The sequence below is a fragment of the Bordetella ansorpii genome, assembly GCF_900078315.1.
In the GTDB taxonomy this organism is placed as follows: domain Bacteria; phylum Pseudomonadota; class Gammaproteobacteria; order Burkholderiales; family Burkholderiaceae_B; genus Bordetella; species Bordetella ansorpii.
Map to the genome: position 1 here is coordinate 527,167 of NZ_FKBS01000017.1, position 22,888 is coordinate 550,054.

At 66.9% G+C, this 22,888-nt stretch carries 23 protein-coding genes; 6 read left to right on the forward strand and 17 right to left on the reverse strand.

Annotation, left to right across the window (positions count from 1 at the left end; genetic code table 11):
- Positions 1-55: 55 nt before the first annotated feature.
- The 10 genes from A7W11_RS17350 to A7W11_RS17395 form a co-directional block, all read right to left on the reverse strand.
- On the reverse strand, positions 56-1,429 hold the full coding sequence (locus tag A7W11_RS17350; RefSeq protein ID WP_066415799.1) for a replicative DNA helicase: 1,374 nt from the start codon (positions 1,427-1,429) through the stop codon (positions 56-58).
- A 201-nt stretch (positions 1,430-1,630) separates the two neighbouring features.
- On the reverse strand, positions 1,631-2,086 hold the full coding sequence (rplI, locus tag A7W11_RS17355; protein ID WP_066133408.1) for a 50S ribosomal protein L9: 456 nt from the start codon (positions 2,084-2,086) through the stop codon (positions 1,631-1,633).
- Positions 2,087-2,100: 14 nt separating this feature from the next.
- A complete protein-coding gene (gene rpsR, locus A7W11_RS17360; protein WP_156513536.1) occupies positions 2,101-2,373 on the reverse strand; it encodes a 30S ribosomal protein S18 in 273 nt (90 codons plus the stop codon).
- An 85-nt stretch (positions 2,374-2,458) separates the two neighbouring features.
- Positions 2,459-2,782, reverse strand: a complete 324-nt coding sequence (gene priB / locus A7W11_RS17365) for a primosomal replication protein N (RefSeq protein ID WP_066415802.1) — start codon at positions 2,780-2,782, stop codon at positions 2,459-2,461.
- A gap of 41 nt (positions 2,783-2,823) precedes the next feature.
- Positions 2,824-3,201 (reverse strand): 30S ribosomal protein S6, encoded by a 378-nt coding sequence (rpsF, locus tag A7W11_RS17370; protein ID WP_066133401.1) that lies wholly within the window; start codon positions 3,199-3,201, stop codon positions 2,824-2,826.
- A gap of 300 nt (positions 3,202-3,501) precedes the next feature.
- Complete coding sequence (gene folE2 / locus A7W11_RS17375; RefSeq protein ID WP_066415815.1) at positions 3,502-4,299, reverse strand: GTP cyclohydrolase FolE2; 798 nt, start codon at positions 4,297-4,299, stop codon at positions 3,502-3,504.
- A 241-nt stretch (positions 4,300-4,540) separates the two neighbouring features.
- Positions 4,541-6,403: a 1-deoxy-D-xylulose-5-phosphate synthase gene (gene dxs, locus A7W11_RS17380; RefSeq protein ID WP_066415817.1), complete on the reverse strand. Its 1,863-nt coding sequence runs from the start codon at positions 6,401-6,403 to the stop codon at positions 4,541-4,543.
- 45 nt (positions 6,404-6,448) lie between these two features.
- A complete protein-coding gene (locus tag A7W11_RS17385) occupies positions 6,449-7,360 on the reverse strand; it encodes a polyprenyl synthetase family protein (protein WP_066415819.1) in 912 nt (303 codons plus the stop codon).
- Positions 7,361-7,364: 4 nt separating this feature from the next.
- Complete coding sequence (locus A7W11_RS17390) at positions 7,365-7,634, reverse strand: exodeoxyribonuclease VII small subunit (RefSeq protein ID WP_066415821.1); 270 nt, start codon at positions 7,632-7,634, stop codon at positions 7,365-7,367.
- 127 nt (positions 7,635-7,761) lie between these two features.
- Entirely contained in the window at positions 7,762-8,595 is an 834-nt protein-coding gene (locus tag A7W11_RS17395) for an IclR family transcriptional regulator (protein ID WP_066415827.1), read from the reverse strand.
- A gap of 102 nt (positions 8,596-8,697) precedes the next feature.
- Here A7W11_RS17395 and A7W11_RS17400 point away from each other — a divergent pair, with 102 nt between their 5' ends.
- The 4 genes from A7W11_RS17400 (at position 8,698) to A7W11_RS17415 (ending at position 13,059) form a co-directional block, all read left to right on the forward strand.
- Positions 8,698-9,669 carry a Bug family tripartite tricarboxylate transporter substrate binding protein gene (locus tag A7W11_RS17400; RefSeq protein ID WP_066415830.1) on the forward strand — a complete coding sequence of 324 codons (972 nt, stop codon included), beginning with the start codon at positions 8,698-8,700 and terminating at the stop codon, positions 9,667-9,669.
- 184 nt (positions 9,670-9,853) lie between these two features.
- Positions 9,854-10,864 carry an acyltransferase gene (locus A7W11_RS17405; RefSeq protein WP_066415837.1) on the forward strand — a complete coding sequence of 337 codons (1,011 nt, stop codon included), beginning with the start codon at positions 9,854-9,856 and terminating at the stop codon, positions 10,862-10,864.
- Positions 10,865-11,123: 259 nt separating this feature from the next.
- The gene (locus tag A7W11_RS17410) at positions 11,124-12,278 is read left to right on the forward strand and encodes an aromatic ring-hydroxylating oxygenase subunit alpha (RefSeq protein ID WP_066415842.1); all 1,155 of its coding nucleotides are present in this window, start codon (positions 11,124-11,126) and stop codon (positions 12,276-12,278) included.
- Between the two features lie 412 nt (positions 12,279-12,690).
- Complete coding sequence (locus A7W11_RS17415; RefSeq protein ID WP_066415850.1) at positions 12,691-13,059, forward strand: bleomycin resistance protein; 369 nt, start codon at positions 12,691-12,693, stop codon at positions 13,057-13,059.
- A gap of 345 nt (positions 13,060-13,404) precedes the next feature.
- Here the strand turns inward: A7W11_RS17415 and A7W11_RS17420 are convergent, their stop codons facing one another.
- The 5 genes from A7W11_RS17420 to A7W11_RS17440 all read right to left on the reverse strand — a co-directional run bounded on the left by A7W11_RS17420 (position 13,405) and on the right by A7W11_RS17440 (position 19,383).
- Positions 13,405-14,532 (reverse strand): TIGR03364 family FAD-dependent oxidoreductase, encoded by a 1,128-nt coding sequence (locus A7W11_RS17420; protein WP_066415862.1) that lies wholly within the window; start codon positions 14,530-14,532, stop codon positions 13,405-13,407.
- Entirely contained in the window at positions 14,529-15,551 is a 1,023-nt protein-coding gene (locus A7W11_RS17425; protein WP_066415864.1) for a putative 2-aminoethylphosphonate ABC transporter substrate-binding protein, read from the reverse strand. Before A7W11_RS17425 ends, A7W11_RS17420 begins: the two co-directional genes overlap by 4 nt.
- Positions 15,552-15,677: 126 nt before the next feature.
- On the reverse strand, positions 15,678-16,508 hold the full coding sequence (gene phnX, locus A7W11_RS17430) for a phosphonoacetaldehyde hydrolase (RefSeq protein ID WP_066415867.1): 831 nt from the start codon (positions 16,506-16,508) through the stop codon (positions 15,678-15,680).
- Positions 16,509-16,523: 15 nt separating this feature from the next.
- Positions 16,524-18,266, reverse strand: a complete 1,743-nt coding sequence (locus tag A7W11_RS17435) for a putative 2-aminoethylphosphonate ABC transporter permease subunit (RefSeq protein WP_156523132.1) — start codon at positions 18,264-18,266, stop codon at positions 16,524-16,526.
- 40 nt (positions 18,267-18,306) lie between these two features.
- The gene (locus A7W11_RS17440; RefSeq protein WP_066415874.1) at positions 18,307-19,383 is read right to left on the reverse strand and encodes a putative 2-aminoethylphosphonate ABC transporter ATP-binding protein; all 1,077 of its coding nucleotides are present in this window, start codon (positions 19,381-19,383) and stop codon (positions 18,307-18,309) included.
- A 151-nt stretch (positions 19,384-19,534) separates the two neighbouring features.
- On the opposite strand from A7W11_RS17440, the gene A7W11_RS17445 reads away from it, so the two are divergent.
- Positions 19,535-20,410 carry a LysR family transcriptional regulator gene (locus A7W11_RS17445; protein WP_066415876.1) on the forward strand — a complete coding sequence of 292 codons (876 nt, stop codon included), beginning with the start codon at positions 19,535-19,537 and terminating at the stop codon, positions 20,408-20,410.
- Between the two features lie 11 nt (positions 20,411-20,421).
- Positions 20,422-20,985 (forward strand): phosphonate degradation HD-domain oxygenase, encoded by a 564-nt coding sequence (locus A7W11_RS17450; RefSeq protein ID WP_066415878.1) that lies wholly within the window; start codon positions 20,422-20,424, stop codon positions 20,983-20,985.
- A 60-nt stretch (positions 20,986-21,045) separates the two neighbouring features.
- Here the strand turns inward: A7W11_RS17450 and A7W11_RS17455 are convergent, their stop codons facing one another.
- The gene (locus A7W11_RS17455; protein ID WP_066415884.1) at positions 21,046-21,909 is read right to left on the reverse strand and encodes a sulfurtransferase; all 864 of its coding nucleotides are present in this window, start codon (positions 21,907-21,909) and stop codon (positions 21,046-21,048) included.
- A gap of 87 nt (positions 21,910-21,996) precedes the next feature.
- Positions 21,997-22,872 (reverse strand): DMT family transporter, encoded by an 876-nt coding sequence (locus A7W11_RS17460; RefSeq protein ID WP_066415888.1) that lies wholly within the window; start codon positions 22,870-22,872, stop codon positions 21,997-21,999.
- Between the last annotated feature and the right edge of the window lie 16 nt (positions 22,873-22,888).

Consider the following 22,888-nt stretch of genomic DNA (forward strand, 5'->3'; position numbering starts at 1 on the left):
CGAGGACGCCCTGCGAAGAAAGAACGATCTCGACCGAACAAGATCGCCCTCGCCATCAATACTGCTGCGCCGCCGTGTAGTTCAGGAAGCGCGTGCTCATGCCCTGGAAGGTCAGGCGCACCGTACCGATGGGACCGTTACGCTGCTTGCCGATGATGATCTCGGCCGTACCCTTGTCCGGCGAATCGGGGTTGTAGACCTCGTCGCGGTAGATGAACAGGATCACGTCCGCGTCCTGTTCGATAGCGCCGGATTCGCGCAGGTCGCTCATCACGGGACGCTTGTTGGGACGCTGCTCCAGGCTTCGGTTCAGCTGCGACAACGCGATCAGCGGGCAGTTCAGTTCCTTGGCCAGGCCCTTGAGCGAACGGCTGATTTCCGACACTTCGGTGGCCCGGTTCTCGCCGTTGCCATTGCCCGACATCAGCTGCAGGTAGTCGATGATGATCAGGCCCAGTTGGCCGCACTGGCGCGCCAGGCGGCGGGCACGCGCGCGCACTTCCATCGAGCTGAGCGCGGGCGTTTCGTCGATGTAGACCTGCGCATCCTGCATCAGTTGCACGGCGTGCGTGACGCGCGGCCAGTCTTCGGCGACGAGCTTGCCGGTGCGCATGCGGTGCTGATCCAGCATGCCCACCGAACCCAGCATACGCATGGCCAGCTGCACCGCGCCCATTTCCATGGAGAACACGGCAACCGGCAGGCCCTGCTCGATGGCCACGTGCTCGCCGATGTTCATCGAGAACGAGGTCTTGCCCATGGACGGACGGCCCGCCACGATGATCAGGTCGCCGCCTTGCAGGCCCGAGGTCATCTTGTCCAGGTCGTCGAAGCCCGTGGGCACGCCCGTGACGTCGGACGTACTGTCGCGGTGATACAGCTCGTCGATGCGTTCGACCACCTGGCTGAGCAGCGGCTGGATCTCCTGGAAGCCGGCGGACCCCCGCTCGCTTTCCTGCGAGATCTTGAACACCTTGGATTCGGCTTCGTCCAGCAGTTGGCGCGCTTCCTTGCCCTGCGGATTGAACGCGGTGGACGAGATCTCGTCGGCGATGGACACCAGCTTGCGCAGCATGGAGCGCTCGCGCACGATCTCCGCGTAGCGCCGGATGTTGGCCGCCGACGGCGTGTTGTGGGCCAGCGCGTTGATGTACGCCAGGCCGCCCACGTCTTCGGACTTGCCGGCGCTGTGCAGCGACTCGTTGACCGTGATGACGTCGGCCGGGCGGGCCAGGCCGATCAGGCGCGCAATGTGGTGCCAGATCAACTGGTGATCGTGGCGGTAGAAATCGTCTTCGATCAGGACGTCGGCGATGCGGTCCCAGGCCGCATTGTCCAGCAACAGGCCTCCCAGGACGGCCTGCTCGGCCTCGACGGAATGCGGCGGAACACGCAGGTATTCAAGCTGGGGATCGGCGGGAGTATTCATGGATGCAATAGTAACTCTGGGCGTTGCGGCCGGGTACGCACGAGCCCTGCGGCAAGGCAACAACGGAGCGCGGCGACAGGCCACGGTTCCGGGGCAGCGCCATCAACGGCAGACGAAAAGAAAAAAGCCGGCACAGGCCGGCTCAAGGTCGAAACCGGGGCCGTCTGCTGGCCCCGGATCGAAACAGCACGAAGGAATGGCTCAGGCCATTTCGCCTTCGACTTGCACGTTGATGTCGACCAGCACGTCAGGGTGCAGCGACACTTGCAGGGGGAACTCGCCGACGGTCTTCAGGTGACCGTTCATCAGGCGGACCTGCGACTTCTCGATGCCTTCGAAGCCGGACTTGCGCAGGGCTTCGGCGATGTCGGCGTTGGTGACCGAGCCGAACAGACGGCCGTCCACGCCAGCCTTCTGGCTGATCTTCAGTTGGTAGCCGTTGACGCGCTCGCCCAGGGCCTGGGCGGCGGCCAGCTTCTCGGCCTGGACCTTTTCCAGTTCGGCGCGGCGGGCTTCGAATTCCTTCAGCGCGGCGTCGGTGGCGCGGCGCGCCATCTTCTGCGGGATCAGGAAGTTGCGGGCATAGCCGTCGCGCACGCGCACGACTTCGCCGAGGTTGCCCAGGTTGACGACTTTTTCGAGCAGGATAACTTGCATGTCAGCGCCCCGGATTAGTTGTGGTTGTCGGTGTAGGGCAGCAGAGCCAGGAAACGGGCGCGCTTGACGGCCGTGTCCAGTTGGCGCTGATAGATCGCCCGGGTGCCCGTCAGGCGAGCCGGGATGATCTTGCCGTTTTCTTGCACGAAGTCGCGCAGGGTGTCGAGATCCTTGTAGTCGATCTCTTCAACGCCGGCAGCGGTGAAGCGGCAGAACTTGCGGCGCTTGAACAGCGGGTTCTGCTGGGTGAATTTGCGTTTTTCCTTGCGTTTTCCGAAAGCCATGATGTATGCCTTTAGTTTGCTTGGGCCTGGGAGCGCCGTGTCGGCCTCTCGCCTGCCCTGATCTGTATTGTCCGAACTGCCCGCGCCGTCATGCCACGGCAGGATCGCCCCCGGCGCTGCCAGCGATGCGTCTCGCGCGCTGCAAATGCAGCTTGAGCTTTACCGAGTCTTTGCGCACCGGGGCCAGAAAGCCCTGTACGTGAAGGTCGGTGCCCAGCGGAACCTCTGCCAGCAACATCGCCAGGTCGCCCAATGCCACTGCGGCAATGGTGAGCGCGACGCGGCGCGGGTGACCTGCCTCGATGACGTCCGACTCGTGGGAGAACAGGAACTCGACCGCCGGCAATCCGCCTGGCGTGTGGCGCAGGGGTTCGCGTTCGAGAACGCGTACTTCCAACTCCACCGTGTTCATGCTGTGCTCCAGCGAGCGGGGCCGTCCGGCCGTCGTCCTGCTTACTCGGCGGCCTGAGCCGCGGTCGCTTCAGCCGAAGCCTTGCGGGCTTCTTCGCGCTCGACCGACTTCATCATGATCGAAGCGGCGGCCGGCGCCTTCTTGGTCTTGATGACCAGGTGGCGCAGCACGGCGTCGTTGTAGCGGAACGAGTGCTCGAGCTCGTCCAGGGTAGCCTGGCCGCACTCGATGTTCATGCAGACGTAATGGGCCTTGACCAGCTTCTGGATCGGGTACGCCAGTTGACGGCGGCCCCAGTCTTCCAGGCGGTGCACGGAACCACCCTGGCCCGTCACCAGCGACTGGTAACGCTCGACCATGGCGGGCACCTGCTCGCTTTGGTCCGGATGGACGATAAACACTACTTCGTAGTGACGCATAGGGTAAGACTCCTTGAGGATGTCTTGCGGAGAACGGGACCCATTACCCATCGGGGTTTGGCGCCGCTTGTTGTTTCAACCCCACGGCAGGGGTTTCAACCACGACGGCACTTCACCGGACACAGGCCAAAACCCCTGTCCGCCCGCCCGCAAGGGGCAGCCCGCCGCCAAAGAAACATGGCAGTCGAGCAAGAAAGCCTTCGATTATCGCCGAATTGTCACGCTATCGCAAGAAGTGCGTTGACAAACCGCAACGGCAAACCGGAACGCGGGGCCACGCCCCGGGTCCCGCTGGAGGATTCAGCCCTCGACCACGGCGTAGGCCGAGTGGTTGTGGATGGACTCGAAGTTTTCGGCTTCGACGCGGAAGCGCGCGATGCCGGGATACGTTTGCAGACGGGCAGCCACGTCGCGCACCAGGTCTTCGACGAACTTGGGGTTGTCGTAGGCGCGCTCGGTGACGTACTTCTCGTCGGGACGCTTCAAGAGGCCCCACAGCTCGCAGGACGCCTCGTCCTCGACCAGGCGGATGACCTGGTCCATGGCGACTTCGCCGCCCAGGACGGCCGAGACGGTGACGTGCGAACGCTGGTTGTGCGCGCCGTACTCGGAAATGGCCTTGGAACAGGGGCAAAGGCTGGTCACCGGCACCTGCACCACGAGTTCGAACTCGACCTGCTGGCCCACGGCGCGGGCGATCCACTGCACTTCGTAGTCCAGCAGGCTTTGCACGCCGGACACCGGGGCCGACTTGTTGATGAAGTACGGGAAGGTGACGGAGATGTCGCCGCGCTCGGCCTGCAGCAGGGGCAGCATCTCGCGGGCCATGTCGGCGAACGACGCCGGCGTCATGGGGATGGTGCGGTGCTTTTCGAGCAGGGCCACGAAGCGGGACATGTGCGTGCCCTTCTCTTCGGGCGGCAGCGCCACCGTCAGGGTCCAGGAGCCGACCGTGGGCTGCGCGCTGCCGTCGCCGGCGTGCACGAGCATGGGATGGCGCACGCCGCGGATACCGACGCGCTGGATGGTGATGTGCCGCGTATCCGCGGAGCTTTGCACATCGGGCATCACCACGGCGGGATCGATCGGGGAATTCATGTCGCTTACCTGTTCAGGGCGCGCGCGGGCGCGCTCACTGGAAACAAACTGGAGGGCCATTATGACCGAAATCGGCAACCGGGTCGGGGAAAACCCTTTTGGCGGTAGGCACGTGGCGCTGCAACGGTGCGTTCCAGACGCAGGGAACACCACGGCCCCCCAGGGCGTCGTGGCGGCTGTGTCACAACGGCGGGCGCGGGCGGACTCCGCCACGCTCGCCCGCGGGACAGCCCGCCAGGCGTCAGGCCTGCGCGTCGCCGAAACGAGTGCGGACCGACGCCTCGATGCCAGCGGCATCCAGCCCCACGCCGGCCAGCAGCGCGGCCTGGTCGCCGTGATCGATGAACAGGTCCGGCAGGCCCAGTTGCAGCACCGGCACGGTGACGCCGGCTTCGTTCAGCGCTTCGGTGACGGCGCTGCCCGCGCCGCCCATGACGGCGGCCTCTTCCACCGTGACCAGCGCGTCGTGGCGCGCGGCCAGGTCGAGGATGAGTTCACGGTCGATGGGCTTGACGAAGCGCATATCGGCCACGGTGGCGTCCAGCCGTTCGGCGGCCTGCAGGGCGGCGGGCACCAGCGTGCCGAACCCCAGGATGGCGATGCGCTTGCCTTCGCGGCGCACCACGCCCTTGCCCATCGGCACGGCGTCGAGCGATTCGCCGGTGGGCGCGCCCACGCCCGAGCCGCGCGGATAGCGCACCGCGGCCGGTCCCGGATGGAGATAACAGGTGGTCAGCAACAGGCGGGTCTCGGCCTCGTCGGACGGCGTGGCCACCACCATGTTGGGAATGCAGCGCAGGTAGGCAATGTCGTAGTTGCCGGCGTGCGTCGCGCCGTCGGCGCCGACCAGGCCGGCGCGGTCCAGCGCGAACGTGACGTCCAGGTTCTGCAGGGCCACGTCGTGAACCAGTTGGTCGTAGCCGCGCTGCAGGAAGGTGGAATAGATGGCGACCACCGGTTTCTGGTCTTCGCAGGCCAGGCCGGCGGCGAAGGTGACCGCGTGCTGCTCGGCGATTCCCACGTCGAAGTAACGCTGCGGGAAGCGCTTTTCGAACTCGACCAGGCCGCTGCCCTCGCGCATGGCGGGGGTGATGCCGACCAGGCGGGCATCCTGCTGCGCGGTGTCGCACAGCCACTGGCCGAACACCTGCGTGAAGGTCTTCTTGGAAGGCGTCTTGGCCTTCTGGATGCCGACCGCGGGATCGAACTTGCCCGGGCCGTGGTACAGCACGGGATCGGCCTCGGCCAGCTTGTAGCCCTGGCCCTTGCGCGTGACCACGTGCAGGAACTGCAGGCCCTGCAACTGGCGCAGGTTCTGCAGCGTGGGCACCAGCGCGTCCAGGTCATGGCCGTCGATGGGACCGACGTAGTTGAAGCCGAACTCTTCGAACATCGTGGCCGGCGTGACCATGCCCTTGGCGTGCTCTTCGAAGCGCCGCGCCAGTTCCAGCATGGGCGGCACGTGCTGCAGCACGGCGCGGCCGACGTTGCGCGCGGTCGCGTAGAAGCGGCCGGACATCAGGCGCGCCAGGTAGCGGTTCAGCGCCCCCACGGGCGGCGAGATCGACATGTCGTTGTCGTTCAACACCACCAGCAGGTTGACGTCGGGCGTGACGCCCGCGTTGTTCATGGCCTCGAAGGCCATGCCCGCCGACATGGCGCCGTCGCCGATGACGGCGATGTGCTGGCGCGAGATGCCCGCGTTGCGCGAGGCCACGGCCATGCCCAGCGCGGCCGAGATGGACGTGGACGAGTGCGCGGTGCCGAAGGCGTCGTATTCGGATTCGCTGCGCTTGGGAAAGCCCGAGATGCCGCCCTGCTGGCGCAGCCGGGCCATGCCGTCGCGGCGGCCGGTCAGGATCTTGTGCGGGTAGGACTGGTGACCGACGTCCCAGACGATGCGGTCGTGCGGGGTGTCGAACGCGTAGTGCAGCGCCAGCGTCAGCTCCACCGTGCCCAGATTGGAGGACAGATGGCCGCCCGTGCGCGAGACCGAATCGAGCACGAAGCCGCGCAGCTCGTCGGCCAGGCGCTTGAGCTCGCGGCGGTCGAGGCGCCGGAGTTCTGCGGGGGAAGCGATGCGGTCCAAAAGATCTGTGGTCATACCTGGGGGTCGGATATCCGGTGCGCGGACCAGCCGCGCGTTGTGTCAACGGTCTCGCAGGACGATGAAGTCGGCCAGTTGCGCCAGCCGCGCTCCACCCTCGCCCAGCGGCTCGAGCGCGCGGTGAGCGGTTTCGCCCAGCTCGCGCGCGAAGCGGCGGGCTTCTTCGAGGCCCAGCAGCGAGACGTATGTAGGTTTGTTGTCGGCGGCGTCCTTGCCGGGCGTCTTGCCCAGGCTGGCCGAATCGGCGGTGACGTCCAGCACGTCGTCGACCACCTGGAAGGCCAGGCCGATGGCCTGCGCATAGGCATCCAGCGCCTGGCGCACGCTGGAGCTGGCGCCCGCCACGATGCCGCCCAACGAGACGCTGCACGCCAGCATGGCGCCCGTCTTCATGCTGTGCATGGTTTGCAGTTCTTCGCGGGACAGGGTGCGCCCCACGCTGCCGAGATCGATGGCCTGGCCGCCCGCCATGCCCAGGCTGCCGGCCGCCCGGGCCAGCACACGCGTGGCCTGCAGCCCCAGCGCCGGGGCGATGGGCATCTCGGCCAGCAGTTCGAAGGCCAGCGGCTGCATGGCGTCGCCGGCCAGCATGGCGGTGGCCTCGTCGAACTGGATGTGCGTGGTGGGACGGCCGCGGCGCAGCGTGTCGTCGTCCATGCAGGGCAGGTCGTCGTGCACCAGCGAGTAGGCGTGGATCAGTTCGACAGCGGCCGCGGCGCGGTCCAGCGAGGCGTCGACGGCAACCGTGCTGCCGCTGATGGGGCAGGCATGGCCGGCCGCGTAGACCAGCGCCGCGCGCACGCGCTTGCCGCCGCCCAGCACGGCATAGCGCATGGCTTCGTGCAGGCGGGCCGGGGCGGCGTCGGCGGCGGGCAGCAGTTCGTCGAGCACGTGTTCGACGTGTTCGGCGCATTCCTGCAGCCAGTCCGCGAAGGCGAGTTGATTCTGCTTCATGCGTTCACTCGTCGTCGAGCGCGGTCGGGTCCAGCGGGCGCAACAGGTCGCCTTCCAGCACCCTGACCTGTTGTTCGGCCTGCGTCAGGCGTTCCTGGCACACGCGCGTCAGTTCGACGCCACGGCGATAGGCGGCCAGGGATTGTTCGAGCGGCAGGGTGCCGTCCTCCATGGCGGCCACCAGGGATTCGAGTTCGGCCAGCGCCGTCTCGAAATCCTGCGGCAGGGGCCGGTCGTTCCGGGTCTGAGGATCGGCTTGCTTCGTCGGGGCCAAGCGGGTCTCCGGGGCGCAACAAAAAATAGGGAGGGGAATCCCGGGATTGTACGGGATCGCGGCCCACGGGAAGCGGCCACGCCCGCCCGCCCCGCGGCGACCAGGCATTGGCCTGGCGCCGCGGGGTTCAGCGCACGGCGCCAGGGGCGGATAGCTGCGCCACCGCCGCGCGCAGCATCGCCGCGACACGCCCGCGCAAATCGGCTTCGGGCAACAAGTTCTCGGAGCCGCCGCAACTGAGCACGAAACGGCCCTCGCCCGTGATCGAGGTGAACGGCACGGCCACGGCGTTGATGCCCGCCTGCCATTCGCCGATGGCGTAGCAACAGCCGCCTTGCCGCAATTCGTCGGCCGCGCGTTCGATCACGTCCACCGCGGGCGCCGCGCCGCCCAATCGGGCCAGCAGCGCATCGCATTGCACGCGCGGCAGACCCGCCAGGCAGGCGCGGCCCATGGCGGTATCGAGGCTGGCGCGATAGCCCACCGGCAGCCGCAGGTACAGCGCGGACGACCCGTGCACCGCCTCCAGGTAGACCATGGCGTCGCCATCCAACGCCCCCAGCGCGACGGCGCCGCCGGTGTCCTGCGCCAGGGTCGTCATCGCGCTTCTGGCCAATTCGCGCACCTCCAGCCCGGCCAGCAGGCCGAAACCCAGCGCCAGCACGCCGTAGCCGGGCGAATACTTGCCCGTGTCGCCGTGATAGCGCAGGTAGCCCAGCTCAGTCAGCGTGTACGCCAGACGGCTGACCGTGGCCTTGGGCAGCCCCGTCAGCCGTGCCAGATCCTGGTTGCCCAGCGCGGGCGTATTGGGCTGAAAACAACGGAGCAAGGCCAATCCGCGCGCCAGGGCAGTGATGAATTCGGGACGGGCGGCGGCGTCCTCGGCTGCGCCGGCCCGCTTGCGCCGTGCCGGGCCGCTGGGCCCGGGAGTGGGGTTTTCCCCATTCAAAAAGGATTGCATGACGTCCGCAAGATTTTTATAGTTTGTTTCGAATGACAAAATTAAATTCCACTATACGGAATTTATTCCACATCAGCGTCACGCGCAATACAAGGGACTTACATGCTTCGCAACGGATTCAAACTGTTTGCCGCCGCCCTGCTGTCGTCGGCTATCGCCACCGCCGCCTCCGCAGCCGGCTACCCGGAACGCCCCATTTCGGTGGTAACGCCGTTTCCCGCGGGCGGGGCCACCGACGTGCTGACCCGCATCCTGGCCGAACGCATGGGCAAGGAACTGAACCAGTCGATGATCGTGGAGAACAAGGCCGGCGCAGGCACCAACATCGGCGCCGCCTACGTTTCGCGCGCCAATCCGGACGGCTACACCATCCTGATGGCAACCAACTCCACGCTGGTCACCAACCGGTTCCTGTACAAAGAACTGCCCTACGACCCGGACGGCTTCGCACCGATCGGCATGGTCGGCATCGGCCCGCTGGTGCTACTGGCCAGCCCCAAGGCGCCGTTCAAGAACACCCAGGACCTGGTGGCCTACGCCAAGAAGAATCCGGGCAAGCTGAGCATGGCCAGCTTCGGCCCGGGCACCTCGTCCCACCTGGCTGGAGAACTGTTCAAGGAGCAGGCGGGCATCGACATGCTGCATGTGCCGTTCAAGGGCGCCACCCAGGCCTTGCCCGCGCTGATCAGCGGCGACGTGGACGTCTTCTTCGACATGGTGGCCACCGGCATGCCGCAGGCGGACGCCGGCAAGGTGAACGTGTTCGGCATCTCCAGCCCGACGCGACTGCCCACGCTGCCGAACCTGGCCACGCTGGCCGAGGAAGGCTACCCCAAGTTCGACATGACGGCCTGGTTCAGCTTCGTCGCGCCCAAGGGCACGCCGGCCGACGCCGTGGCGCGTCTGCAGCAGGCCCTTCAGGCCACGCTGAAGGACGAAACCGTGCGCAAGAAGATGCTGGACATGGGCATCAATCCGCGCAACGGCACCGCCGAAGAGCTGACCACCCAGATCAAGAACGAGCAGCCCGTGGTCGGCCAATTGGTCAAGCAGGCCAACATCCAGGTGCAGTAAGCGCCGGCACGGTAACAATCCGTGCCCCCCATGCGCCCCCAGAGCGGGGCGCGCCGGCCGCCCGGGCTTTGGCCTGGGCGGCTAACAGCTCGAAACAGCAGGCCCGCAACGGGCGCTGCTAAGGTGAAAGCGGCCCGCATGTGAATCGACTTCCGGTTCGCGCGGCAGCCGCGATCCCGAGCCCATGCCCGCCCTCACCGACCGCTACGCAAGACTGGACGCCGCCCGTTGGGTGGCGGCGCTGGCCGTCGTGCTGCTGCACAGCGCCGCGCAGACCGTCTCCGATGCCGCCACTTACGGCAGCAATGCGTGGCTGGCTGCGAACCTGTACGACTCGGCGGCGCGCTGGTGCGTGCCGGTGTTCGTGATGGTCAGCGGCGCGCTGCTGCTGGATCCTGCCCGCAGCCAGGACATCCGCGGCTTCTACAGCCGCCGCGTGGCGCGCATCCTGGCGCCGCTGGCGTTCTGGACGCTGTTCTACCTGGCCTGGCGCACCGCGCTGGACTGGTGGGACGACGGCCGGCTGGACTTCTCGTACTGGCCGCGCAAGGTGGCCGAAGGCGCCCCGTACTACCACCTGTGGTACCTGTACATGATCGTGGGCCTGTACCTGTTCGCGCCGCTGGTCCGCATCCTGTATGCGCGCAGCAGCATCGAAGGCCGCAGGCTGTGGGTGGTCGGCATCCTGGGGGTGGCGATACTGGACGCGCTGTACCGGCAGGCACTGGGCATCAGCAGCGGGTTCTTCCTGACGTGGTGCCTGCCCTACCTCGGCTATTTCGTGGCGGGCCGCATGATCTTCGACGGCGAACTGCGCCTGCCTCGGCCCGGGCTGCTGGCGCTGGGCTGCATCGCGGCCACCGCCGCCGGCGTACACCTGCTGTCGCGCACGGGATCGCTGAACCTGTATTTCTATGATTATTTCAGTCTGACGGTGCCGCTGATGTCGCTGGCGGCCTTCCAGTGGATCGTGAACTCGCCGCGCATCCCCGCCCTGCCCCAGTTGGCGCCGCTGACCTTCGGCGTCTACCTGATCCATCCCGTCTTCCTGGACCTGGCCCATCGCGCCGGGCTGTATACAGGCGGCGCCGCGCAAGCCTGGCAATTGCCGCTGATCGCCGCGGGGGTCTTCGCGCTGTCGGCCGCCCTCAGTTGGTTACTGCGCAAACAGGCGATGACGCGAGCGCTCGTTTGAAAAAAGCCTGAAGTTTCATGACACTGTCATAAAAAGAGTGCGGGCATTTACCCCCCGATTCGGGTACACTCTAGGGTTTGGTATCGGCCAGTCCGATTTTTCTTCGCGCCAGGTAAGCAGCACGGCACGGGCGAAGCGAGACATATCTACCAAGATTCCTCCCGCTTATCCACGGCACCCACGTCAGCATTGCAACGTGGCCGGGACACCCTTACGCCGCGTCGCGAGACCTGGCTTTTTGATCCGAGCGGAGGGAATCATGACCGACGTTGGTCGGATGGCACATGTCGTGCCAGCTCGCACCCAGCTTCCTGTCAATGCGTATTTTGACGAAGCCCGTTTGGCGCGCGAGCAAGAGCTCATCTTCAAGCAGTCTGCCTTGTATGTCGGTCACGAGAAGCTCGTGCCCGAAGTCGGCGACTATCGCACTTTGGTCCAGGAGAATGGAGGCCGCGCGCTGGTTCGCAATCAGCAAGGCGTGGAACTCATCTCAAATGTCTGCCGTCACCGCCAGGCATTGATGCTTGGCGGCGCCGCGGGCAATGTCAGCGGCAACGTGAACACGCACGGCAGCCTGAAGGGCACGGGCGGCAATATCGTGTGCCCGCTGCACCGCTGGACCTACAACGATCGCGGCGAACTGCTGGGTGCGCCCCAGTTCGAGGCCACGCCCTGCATGAACCTGCAGCGTTTCCGCCTGCGCGATTGCCACGGCCTGCTGTTCGAAGGTCCGCGCGATCCGGCCGCCGACCTGGCGCCGCTGTTCGCGCGGCCCGAGTTCGACTTCGGCGACTACGTGCTCGACCACGTTGAAGTGCACCAGTGCAACTACAACTGGAAGACGTTCATCGAGGTCTACCTCGAGGACTATCACGTGGGGCCGTTCCACCCGGGCCTGGGCCGCTTCGTCACGTGCGACGACCTGAGCTGGGAGTTCTCCGACCAGTACAGCATGCAGCGCGTGGGCGTGCACCAGGCACTGGCGCAGCCGGGCTCGGACGTGTATCGCCAATGGCACGACCGCCTGCTGGATTTCCGCGCGGGCAAGGCCCCCGATTTCGGCGCGGTGTGGGTCACGTATTTCCCGACCCACATGATCGAGCTGTATCCGCACGTGCTGGTGCTGTCGACTCTCTATCCCAAGAGCCCGCAGGAAACCATCAACGTGGTCGAGTTCTACTACCCCGAGGAAATCGTCGCTTTCGAGCGCGAGTTCGTCGAGGCGCAGCGGGCCGCGTATATGGAGACGGCGATCGAGGACGACGAGATCGCGGAGCGCATGGACGCGGGGCGTCGGGCGCTGATGGAACGCGGCACGACGGAAGCCGGGCCTTACCAGTCGCCGATGGAAGACGGCATGCAGCACTTCCACGAGTGGTATCGGAAGGTGATGGGGGAGGAAGAAGGGGCTTGATATCTTCTCTATTCGGGAAGGTTTGGGCTTCTTCTTTATTGGCGACGTTTGATTGTTGAAGGGTCGTCATCGTGTTCTTGAGGCGTCCTTGTCCATTGGCAGTGCCCGCGCCGGCCAAGTCGGTCGGCTCGGGCGCGCCACCAGGCGCCCTCGGCCCCGCTGCGCGGGGCTTCCCTCCCTCCAATTGGCCGTCACGGGCACTGCCAATGGCCAAGGACTCACTGCATCAGCAGGGGCGAGTCCGATTCAACATTTTTCATATCCGGCGCAATGCTGATGGCAGCATCAATGGCTTGCCGGGACCGAGGCCGTGCGCGGCTTCCTCCCACCATTTGGGGAGCGGTTCATCCGCCTCGCTTGCGCATCGGGGAAGCCGGGAAAGTACTATCACTCCATCATGAATTCAGGAGCGATGATGACCCGCGCAGCATTCGGCAAAGCCATTCCCGTACTGGCGTCTCTCGACATGAAACGGACGCTCTCGTTCTACGAGTCAATCCTTGGCTTCGAGACGCGCCATTTTGAAAATGAATCGTATGGCATCGCGGTTCGCGGTGATACCGAACTGCATTTCTGGGCGTGCGACGACAGGAAAATTGCCGAGAACACGTCCTGCTATCTGCGCGTTCCCGATATCCATGCCGTGCATCGCGAGCTGAGCGCGAAGCTCCCCAAGCTTGGACAGGTGGTGCAAACGGCCTGGGGCATGGATGAGCTTTACATCCTCGACCCTGATGGCAATCTGATCAAGTTCGGACAGGAAAGGCTGGCTGCCAAATGACGGCATCGCCCTTCGCTATTGACGAAGCACGTCCGTCAGATGAACATCGCTGCTCGACCAGGCAATGATTACGACGCGACGGATTGTCGATGTTGCAGCCGCAGGCCGTCATGCGGGGCCGTGCCGGCCAATTGGAGGAGGGGCAGTCTCGCGCAGCGAGACCGAGGGCGCCTGATGGCGCGCCCGAGCCCGACGACTTGGCCGGCGCGGCCCCGCATGACGGCCTGCGGCGGTCCAAGAACACCAAAAACCTCCGCATCAAAAAAAGAAACGCCCGAGAAAATCAGAGACATCACAAATGTGATATTCCAATCACCTCGGGCATCACAAGATGACAGAAAACCGTCAACCAAGCACTGCGGCCACCGCGTTCTCGCCAATCGCCAATCCCACCGTCATGCCGACGCCCGAGTGCATCACCGACACCGTCGTCTGCGCATCGGCCTGAAGCACCGAGAAAGGCGCCGGACCATGCGCCCCGTACACCCCTTGCCAACGCTCGACCACCTTCAACCGGCAGGCCAGGGTCTGCTCGGCCAGATCCAGCATCATGTTGTCGACGTCTTCCGCATTGAACGGCGAGGCGTCCACGCCATACGCGTGCGAATCGCCGATGATCAGTTCGCCATACGGCGTGGGGCTGATCAGCAGGTGGATGCCGTTGTCCAGCAGTTCCGGATGCTGCTCCTGCAGCGTCGCGCGCAACACCTGCGCCGACGGCAGATCCGACCAGGCGCCGTAGTGCACGCATGACAGGCCCGTCAGCAGCGGACGGTCCAGCTCGAAGGCATGCCTCTCGAACTGCACGCGCAGCATCTGCAGGCGCGAGACCTCCAGGTTCAGCGGCGCGAACAGCTCGGGATACAGCGTCAGGTAGTCATGGCCCGGGCACACGAAGACGTGCCTGGCACGCAATGTACCGGACGAGGTGTGGACCTCGCCGCCCGCCGCCGCGCGCGCCAGCGTGGCGGTTTCGAAATGCACGCCCATGTCGTTGGCCAGGTAGGCCGTGATCGTGGGCAGCGTTTCGCGCGAATAGACCTGCAGGTCGTCCAGGCCGCGCAGCGCGGCGCGGTGGTGGCCCAGGCGGCCGCCGAACAGGCCGGCCAGTTCGCGGCCCGTCAGCATTTCCGCACGATAGCCTTCGGCGTCCAGGCGCGTGGCCATGAACTCCTGCAGCACGTCCTCTTCCTGCGCCGTGCGCGCCACCACCAGGCTGCCGTTGGCACGCACGTGGAAGCCCGCCTTGCCGGCCAGTTGCAGCCACAGTTCGCGCGCCTGCCGGGCGTGCCGGGCCATCAGGCCAGGCGCCTGGCCCGTGACCAGCACCTGGCCGAAATTGCGCACGGTGGCGCCATGCGCCTGGCGGCTGCGCTCCACCACGGCTACCGACAGCCCACGGCGCGCCGCGGCCCAGGCGTGGGCGATGCCGAGAATGCCGGCGCCGACCACCACTACGTCATACGTCTTCATTTTTTCTTGGGCTCGGACTTGCCGTCGTAGCGCTTCGTCCACTCGGCCAGGATCTTGTCGCGGTTGGAGGCAGCCCACACGAAGTCGTTCTTGATCATGCGGTTGCCCAGGTCCTTCGGCAGGTTGGGGTTCGACGTGGCCACCGACGGGATCGCCAGCACGGCGAAGTTGGTCTTGTACAGCTCGTTGGCCTCGCGGCTGGCGGAGAAGTCGGCCAGCTTCTTGGCGGCGTCCAGGTTCTTGGTGCCCTTCATGATGGCGGTGGCTTCGACTTCCCAGCCCAGGCCTTCCGAGGGGAACACGGGCTCGATCGGCGCGCCGTCGGCCTTCAGCTTGGCGGCACGGTAATCGAACGACACACCGATCGGGAACTCACCCGCGGCGGCCATGTTGCAAGGCTTGGAACCCGAGTGCGTGTAGCTGCCGATATTCTTGTGCAGGGCATCCATGAACGCCCAGCCCTTGTCTTCACCGAAGATCTGCAGCCAGGCGCTGACGTCCAGGAAACCCGTGCCCGACGAGGCCGGGTTCGGCATGACGATCTTGCCCGCGTACACCGGCTTGGTCAGATCCTGCCACGAGGTGGGCATGGGCAGGTTCTGCTTCTTGGCTTCGATGGTGTTCACGCAGACGGCGGCGGCGAAGGCATCCATGCCAACCCACGACGGCGTGGCGGCGGCGTCGCGCATCTTGGCGTCGATCTGGTCCAGGCCCTTGGGGGCGTAGGGTTCCAGCATGCCTTCCTTGGCCATCAGGCCCAGCGAAGTGCCGGCCAGGCCCCAGATCACGTCGGCCTTGGGGTTGTTTTTCTCGGCCAGCAGCTTGGCCGTGACGATGCCGGTGGAGTCGCGCACCCACTGGATCTTGATGTCGGGGTTGGCCTTCTCGAAGGCGGCCTGGTAGGCCTTGATCTGGTCGGCTTCCAGGGCGGTGTAGACGGTCAGCGTCGTCTCGGCGGCGGCGGCACTGCTGAGGCCGGCCAACGCCAGGGCGGCCAGGGTAAGGGTGTATCGCTTCATGGGTAACTCCTGCGGAGGTTTGTTGTAGGTGCAGCGAAAGATCGGGCCGCGCCATCGGCTTTCCGCCCCTGCGTGGCGAGCAGGCCACGCAGGGGCATCGGCCATACGGCAGCCCCCGTACGAAAATCAGCAGTGTTGCGGCCGGTCGCCGGCCGCCAGGCGTGCGGCGATCTGCGCCAGCACGTCGGGCAGGTCGCGGATGGTGTCGATCAGGTAATGCGGCGCGGCGGTGTCCAGTTCGGCGCGGGCACGCTGGCGCGCGGCCTCGCGGCCGGCCTCGTCCAGCGCCTCGTATTCCTCCAGGGACAGTCCGGCGGCATTGCCCGACAGCAGCAGCCCCACCGTCCACATGCCGGCGCGGCGGCCTTCCTCGATGCCGGGCGCGGTGTCGTCGACCTTCACGCAGCCAGCCACGTCGGCCAGGCCCATCAGCACGACGTTGCGCAGCGCCATGCCGGGCGCGGGCCGCGCGCGCGGCACGTCGTCGCTGGCCACCACGCAGTCGGGCCGGATGCCCGCGGGCTCGGCGCCCTCGCGCACGTGGCGCATGACGACATCCGGATAGCCCGAGCACGAGCCCAGCTTCAGGCCCTGCGCGCGCAGCGTGCGCAGCACGTCGGCCGCGCCGGGAATGGGCGCGGAATACTGCGCCACCTTGGCCACCTGCATGGGCAGGAAGCGCTCGTAGATGGCGGTGACGTCGTCATCGGTGGGCGTGCGGCCGAAACGTTCGCGGTACTGGCCGGCGATGCCGGGGTCGTTGCACAGCGTGCGGATGTGGTCCCACTTGCCCATGCCCATCGGGCCGCGCGCCTGCTGCAGCGTGACGGTCATGCCGAACTCGGCGAAGGCATCGACGAACACGCGCGTGGGCGCGAAGGATCCGAAGTCCACCAGGGTGCCAGCCCAGTCGAAGATCACCGCCTCCAGGCGGACGGGCAGTTGCGTTTGGGTCATGTCAAAAAAGCCTTTTCAGGAAAGAGCCGGACGGCGCCAGGCCTGGCTGCGCGCCACCAGCGCGCGGCTGGCCAGGTGCAGCAGCAAGGCGGCCACGGCCGAGGTGGCCATGATGACCGTGCACATCGCCGCGGCCGGTCCGATGAAACCCGCGTCGTCCATGTTCAGCACGGCCACTGAGGCCAGCACGGTTTGCGGGCTGTAGAGAAACACCACGGCCGACACGGTGGTCATGGCCGAAATGAAGAGATAGCGGGCGGTGTCGATCACCGCGGGCAGGCACATCGGCAACGTGACGCGCAGGAAGGTGACGGGCGCCGGCACCTTCAGGGACGCCGATGCCGCCTCGAACTCCGGATCCAGCGCATTCAGCGCGGTGGTCGCCGTCAGGTGCGCGCTGGTGTAGAAGTGCACGACGGAGCACGCCACCAACAGGGCCATCGTGCCGTACAGCGGCGCCAGCGGATTGGCCGGATGATTGAAGAAGAAGATGTAGCCCAGGCCCAGCACCAGGCCGGGGACGGCCATGGGCGTCAGCGCCAGGGCGCGGGTCACGCCGCGCAAGGCCTGCGCCGGCCGGCGGCGCGCGGGCAGCTTCTCCAGCAGCCACGCCCCCGTGAACACCAACGCGGTGCCCAGTACGGCCGTCCAGCACGCCATCTGGACGCTGTTGCGCCAGGCCAGCCAGCCGCCGCCGTCCATGTTGTCGAAGTCGTACGAACGCAGTCCCAGCGACAGGTTGTACGGCCACATCTTCACGAACGAGGCCCAGACCGCCACGCCGACGATGCCGACGATGACCAGCGCCAGCACGGCCAGCAGCGCCAGGAAGCCCGCGTCGCGGCCACGGTTGGGCCCGGGCGCATAGGGTTGGGCGCGGCCAGTGAGCGAGGCGCCGGCGCGCGCGCGCAGGTGGCGGTCGCACAGGAAGGTCAGTACCGCGGGCACCAGCAGCAGGATGCCGATGGCCGCTCCCTTGGCAAAATTCTGCTGCCCCACCACCGCCTTGTAGGCCTCCATGGCCAGCACGTTGTAGTCGCCGCCCACCACCTTGGGCACGCCGAAGTCGGTGACAGTCAGCGTGAACACCAGGCAGCAGGCCGAGAACACGGCGTAGCGCGTGCCGGGCAGGGTCACCGTCCAGAAGGTGCGCAGCGGGCCCGCGCCCATGGCGCGCGCCGCGTCGTACAGCCGGCCATCGGCCAGGCTCAGGCCCGTCAGCAGGATCATCAGCGCATGCGGGAAGGTGTAGAAGGCCTCGCCCACCACGATGCCCCAGAAGCCATAGATGGTCTGTCCTCCCGCCAGCGCCTTCAGCAAGCCCTGGTTGCCCAGCAGGTAGATCAGGGCAATGCCCGGCAGCAGCGACGGCGCCAGCAGCGGCAACAGGGCCGCCAGCCGCAGCGCGCCCTTGCCCGGGATGCGGGTGCGCGCCAGGCCGTAGGCGTAGGCATAGGCGCACGGCACCACCAGCAGCACGGTGGTGGCGCCCACCATCAGGCTGCGGCCGACCATGCCCAGGAAGGCGGCGTCGGCGACGATGTCCACGATCACGGCCGCGCCCGCCTCGCCGCCGAAGGCACGCAGCAGGATGGCGACCAGCGGCAAGGCCAGGAACAGCGCCAGCAGCAGCGCGTAGACCGACTGCCCGGCGGGCGTGCCCAGGCGCGAGGCCCAGCCTGGCAGCGGACGGCGGGCGGGAACCGCCCCGCCCTGCCCCGCCAGGGCAACAGGCTTCGATGCCGTGGCGCCTGCCATCAAGGGCGGCATGGGCGTGGCGTGCGCGGCGGGTTGGGAATCAAGCATAGGCACGGAGCGCATCCTGCGGCAGTTCCACCCAGCAACGGCCGGCGGCATGGGCGTCCAGCAGGGCGTCCCCGGTTTCGCTGGAGACGATGGACTGCAGCGTGGTGCCCGGCATGCCCTCGGGCCGCAGGGACATGCGATAGCCACGGCCCAGGAATACGCCGTCCAGCACCTCGGCCAGCAGCGCATTGGCCACGCCGTCGGGCCTGGCCGCCGTGACGCGCACGGCCTCCGGGCGCAGGAACAGGCGGCCCGCGCCATCGGCCAGGGGATGGTCCACGGCCAATACGTGCCGGCCCACGCGGGCGCGGTGCGCCTCGACGCGTTCGTAAGGCAGCCAGTTGGCCTCGCCCACGAAATCGGCGATGAAGGCCGAGGCCGGCGTGCGGTAGAGTTCGCGCGGCGTGCCGACCTGCTCGATCACGCCGGCATTCATGACGGCGATGCGGTCGGCCATCACCATGGCCTCTTCCTGGTCGTGCGTGACCATCAGCGTGGTGATGGACAGGCGGCGTTGCAAGGCGCGCAGTTCGGTGCGCAGGTGGTCGCGCACGCGCGCGTCCAGGGCCGACATGGGTTCGTCCAGCAGCAGCAGGGACGGCGACGGCGCCAGGGCGCGCGCCAGCGCCACGCGCTGCTGCTGGCCCCCGGAGATCTGGCCAGGATACTTGCCGGCGATGCCGGCCAGGCCGACCATTTCCAGCATTTCCTCAACGCGGGCGGCGACCCGGGCGCGCTGGCCCAGCCGGCCACTGAGCCCGTAGGCCACGTTCTGCGCGACGGTCAGGTTGGGAAACAGCGCATAGGACTGGAACAGGATGCCGTAGTCGCGCGCCTGCGGCGGCGCCTGCGAGATGTCGCGCCCGCTGAGCACGATGGCGCCGCTGTCCTGCTGCTCCAGGCCGGCGATGGCGCGCAGCAGCGTGGTCTTGCCGCAGCCCGACGGCCCCAGCAGGCAGACCAGCTCACCCGCCTGGATGTCCAGCGATACGTCGGACAGCGCGCGATGCGCCCCGTAATGCTTGACGAGATTGCGCACCGAAAGGAACGCCTGCTCGGGAATTGCCATGACGTCTCCTTTGGGCCTGGACAAGTACCCAGGCAGTATCGGAGGCGCGCATGCACCATTTATTACACATATCAAAAATGCAGTAATGAAAACATCAAGGAATTTTGGTGAACTGGCCGGTCCCTGATTTTTTGCGAAGGCTTCGCGCGCCGTGCTGGTCGCTGAACTGAAATCCTTCTATGCCGTGGCGCGCTGCGGCACTGTCACCAAGGCCGCCGCCCAGCTGGGCGTCAGCCAGCCCACCGTAACCGCCCAGCTACGCCAGTTGGAGTCGCGCTATGGCGTCGAACTGTTCCACCGCCAGGGCCGGGGACTGCACCTGTCCGAGGCCGGCCGCCGGCTGATGCCCCAGGTGGAAAAGCTGGTGCAGCAGGAAACCGAGATCGAATTCCGCCTGCGCGACGCCAGCGACCTGCGCGAAGGGCTGCTGCGCATCGGCGCCACAGGCCCCTTCTACATCATGGAGACCGTGCAGCGCTACAACCAGCGTTATCCGGGAGTGGATCTGGTGCTGACCATCGGCAATTCGCAGTCGATGTTGCAGGCGCTTCATGACTACCGTATTGAAGTCGCCACCTCGTCCTACCTGATGCAGGACGCCCACCTGTATCACCGCCAGATCGCCAGCGATCCGCTGCGCATCGTGGTGCACCGCAGCCATCCGCTGGCCAGCCGCAAAGAGGCCAGCCTGCAGGACCTCGCGCACTATACCTTGCTGTTACGGGAACCTGGCTCCATGACCCGGCAACTAACCGAACAGGCGTTGCAGGAAGCGGGGGTCGCCCCCAAGCGGGTGCTGGAGATCGGCAGCCGCGAATCCATCCGGCAGGCCGTCCTGTTCAACCTCGGGATCAGCCTGATTCCGAGCCGCGAGATTCCCGCGCATACTGAGCTGGCCACGCTGGCCGTGGCAGGCGCTGAAATCCTGATGCACGAATATCTCTATTGCCTGCGCGAGCGGCAGCCCGCGCAGTTGATCGCCCGCTTCCTGGAAATGGCTCCCGCCGCCACCACGGGTACGGGCTGAAAGGAGCGATCATGGCCCTGAGCCTGAGCGACATCGAACGGGTTTTCCTCGAGCGCGGCCACCGTGCCTACGACGGCGAACCGGTCAGCCACCTGAAGCACGCCCTGCAGACGGCCACGCTGGCCGAGCAGAACGGCGCCACGCCCGAATTGGTGACGGCCTGCCTGCTGCACGACCTGGGCCACTTGCTGGCGGATCATCCCGACACCCCGACCCTGGCCGGCATCGACGACAAGCACCAGTATTTCGTGCTGCCGTTCCTGCGCGGGCTGTTCGGCAGCGGCGTGCTGGAGCCGATCCGGCTGCACGTCGAGGCCAAGCGTTATCTCGGCTTCGTCGAACCGGGCTATCTGTCATTGCTGTCGGAGGATTCGCGCCGCAGCCTGGCGCTGCAAGGCGGCAGCTTCGATGCCGTGCAGGCCACCGATTTCGCCGCCCTCCCCGGCGCGCCGGACGCGATCCGGCTACGCCGCTGGGACGACATGGCGAAATCGCCGACCATGTCGACGGGATCACTGAATTACTTCCTGGGCGTGGCGGAAGGCATCGCGCGCGTGGCGGTGGCCCACCGGTAGCACGGCGGCATTGCGCCAGGCGGCGCCCGTCAGCACGACGTCGCCACCGCTGGCCTGGACTCAGCCCTTGGCCACCGGCCGGCTGGGATCCGCCACCCATTCGCTCCACGAGCCCGGATACAGGCGCGAACCGCCCAACCCGGCCATTTCCATGGCCAGCAGATTGTGGCAGGCCGAAATGCCCGAGCCGCATTGGTGCACGATGGATTCCGGCGCACGGCCCGCCAGCAGCGTGTCGAACTCGGCGCGTAGTTGCGCGGGCGCCTTGAAGCGGCCGTCGGCCTCCAGGTTCTCGCTGTTGGGCCGATTCAGCGCGCCCGGAATGTGGCCAGCCACCGGGTCGATGGGCTCGGTCTCGCCGCGATAGCGGTTGGCCGCGCGCGCGTCGATCAGCGAGAAGGCGGGCTTGTCGATGTTGGCCAACACGGCCTGCACGTCCACGGTGCCGGCCAGCGGCTTGCCAGCCTTGGCGTCCGCCAACGGCGCCAGCGGCGCGGCGGGCCCCGCCTGCACCGGCAGCCCGGCGGCGTTCCAGGCCTGCCAGCCCCCGTCCAGCACCACCACCCGATCGTGTCCGATCCAGCGCAGCATCCACCACAGGTGCGCGGCGAACGTGCCGCCGCTGGCGTCGTACGCCGCCACCAGCGTCTCGGGACGCACGCCGTGCGCGGCCATCAGGCCGGCGAAACGGTCCCGCTCGGGCAGCGGATGGCGGCCGTTGGCGCCGGTCTTGGGCGCGCACAACTCGGTTTCATGGTCCAGGAAGCGCGCGCCCGGCACGTGGCCCGGTTCGAAGGCGCGGCGGCCAGCGGTGGCGTCCATCAGGTCGTGGCGCACGTCGAAGATGCGCAGCGCGCCGGCATCGAGGTCGCCGGCATCGACGCGCGCGGCCAGATCAGTGGCCGAGATCAGAGGGGTCGTCATGGGAAGGGCTCCGAGGAAGGACTGCCGCAAGCCTGGCGAGCAGGCTGGCTCATTGCAGCAGTGTATCCAGATCGGCCGTCCGGCCGTCTATTTCGACTTCGTCCGAGCCGGCGCCGCCACCGGCTCGCGCATCGTGCGCCACACCGACAGCAGCCCCGCGCAGATGATCATGCCCATGCCGGCCCAGGCGAACTCGTCCAGCGTATCGCCCCAGAACCCCATGCCGATCAGCGCGGCAAAGATGATGGTGGTGTATTGCAGCGCCGCCGTCAGCAGCGCCGAGCCGTGGCCGAAGGCGCGCGTCAGCGCCAACTGGCCGAACATGCCGGCGGTGCCTACGCCCACCAGCGACAGATAGCCTCGCCAGTCGGCATCGCCCCAACCGCCGATGAACAGGCCCACCATGCTGCTGACGCACACGCCCACCGAGAAGAACAGCACGGTGCGCCACTCGGGTTCGCCGATGCGGCCCAGTTGGCGGATCTGCATCATGGCCACGGCAGACATGGCGCCAGCCACCAGGCCGGCCGCGGCGGCCATCCACTGGTCTTCACCGATGCTGGGCCGCAGCACCGCGATGACGCCGAAGAAGCCGATGGCCACGGCCATGATGCGCACGGGGTCGCGCTGCGCCCCGCCCCAGCCCAGCATGTAACAGGCGATGAACAGCGGCGCCGTGTAGTTCAGGCTGGTGGCGGTGGCCAGCGGCAGGTGCGAGACGGCGTAGAAACCCATCCACATGGACGTGACGCCGGCCAGATTGCGCCACAGGTGCAGGCGCCAGCTGGTGGGGATGATGGATTGCCGTGCCGCGCGGGCCCACAGCAACAGCAGCACCACCGACGGCAGGCCGCGAAAGAGAATCACCTGCGGCAGCGTGGCGCCGTGATCGACGCCCAGCTTCACGAAGGACCCCATGACGGCGAACATCGCGGACGCCAACAACATCCAAAGAGCCTGCATGGGGCCAACCGCCAGG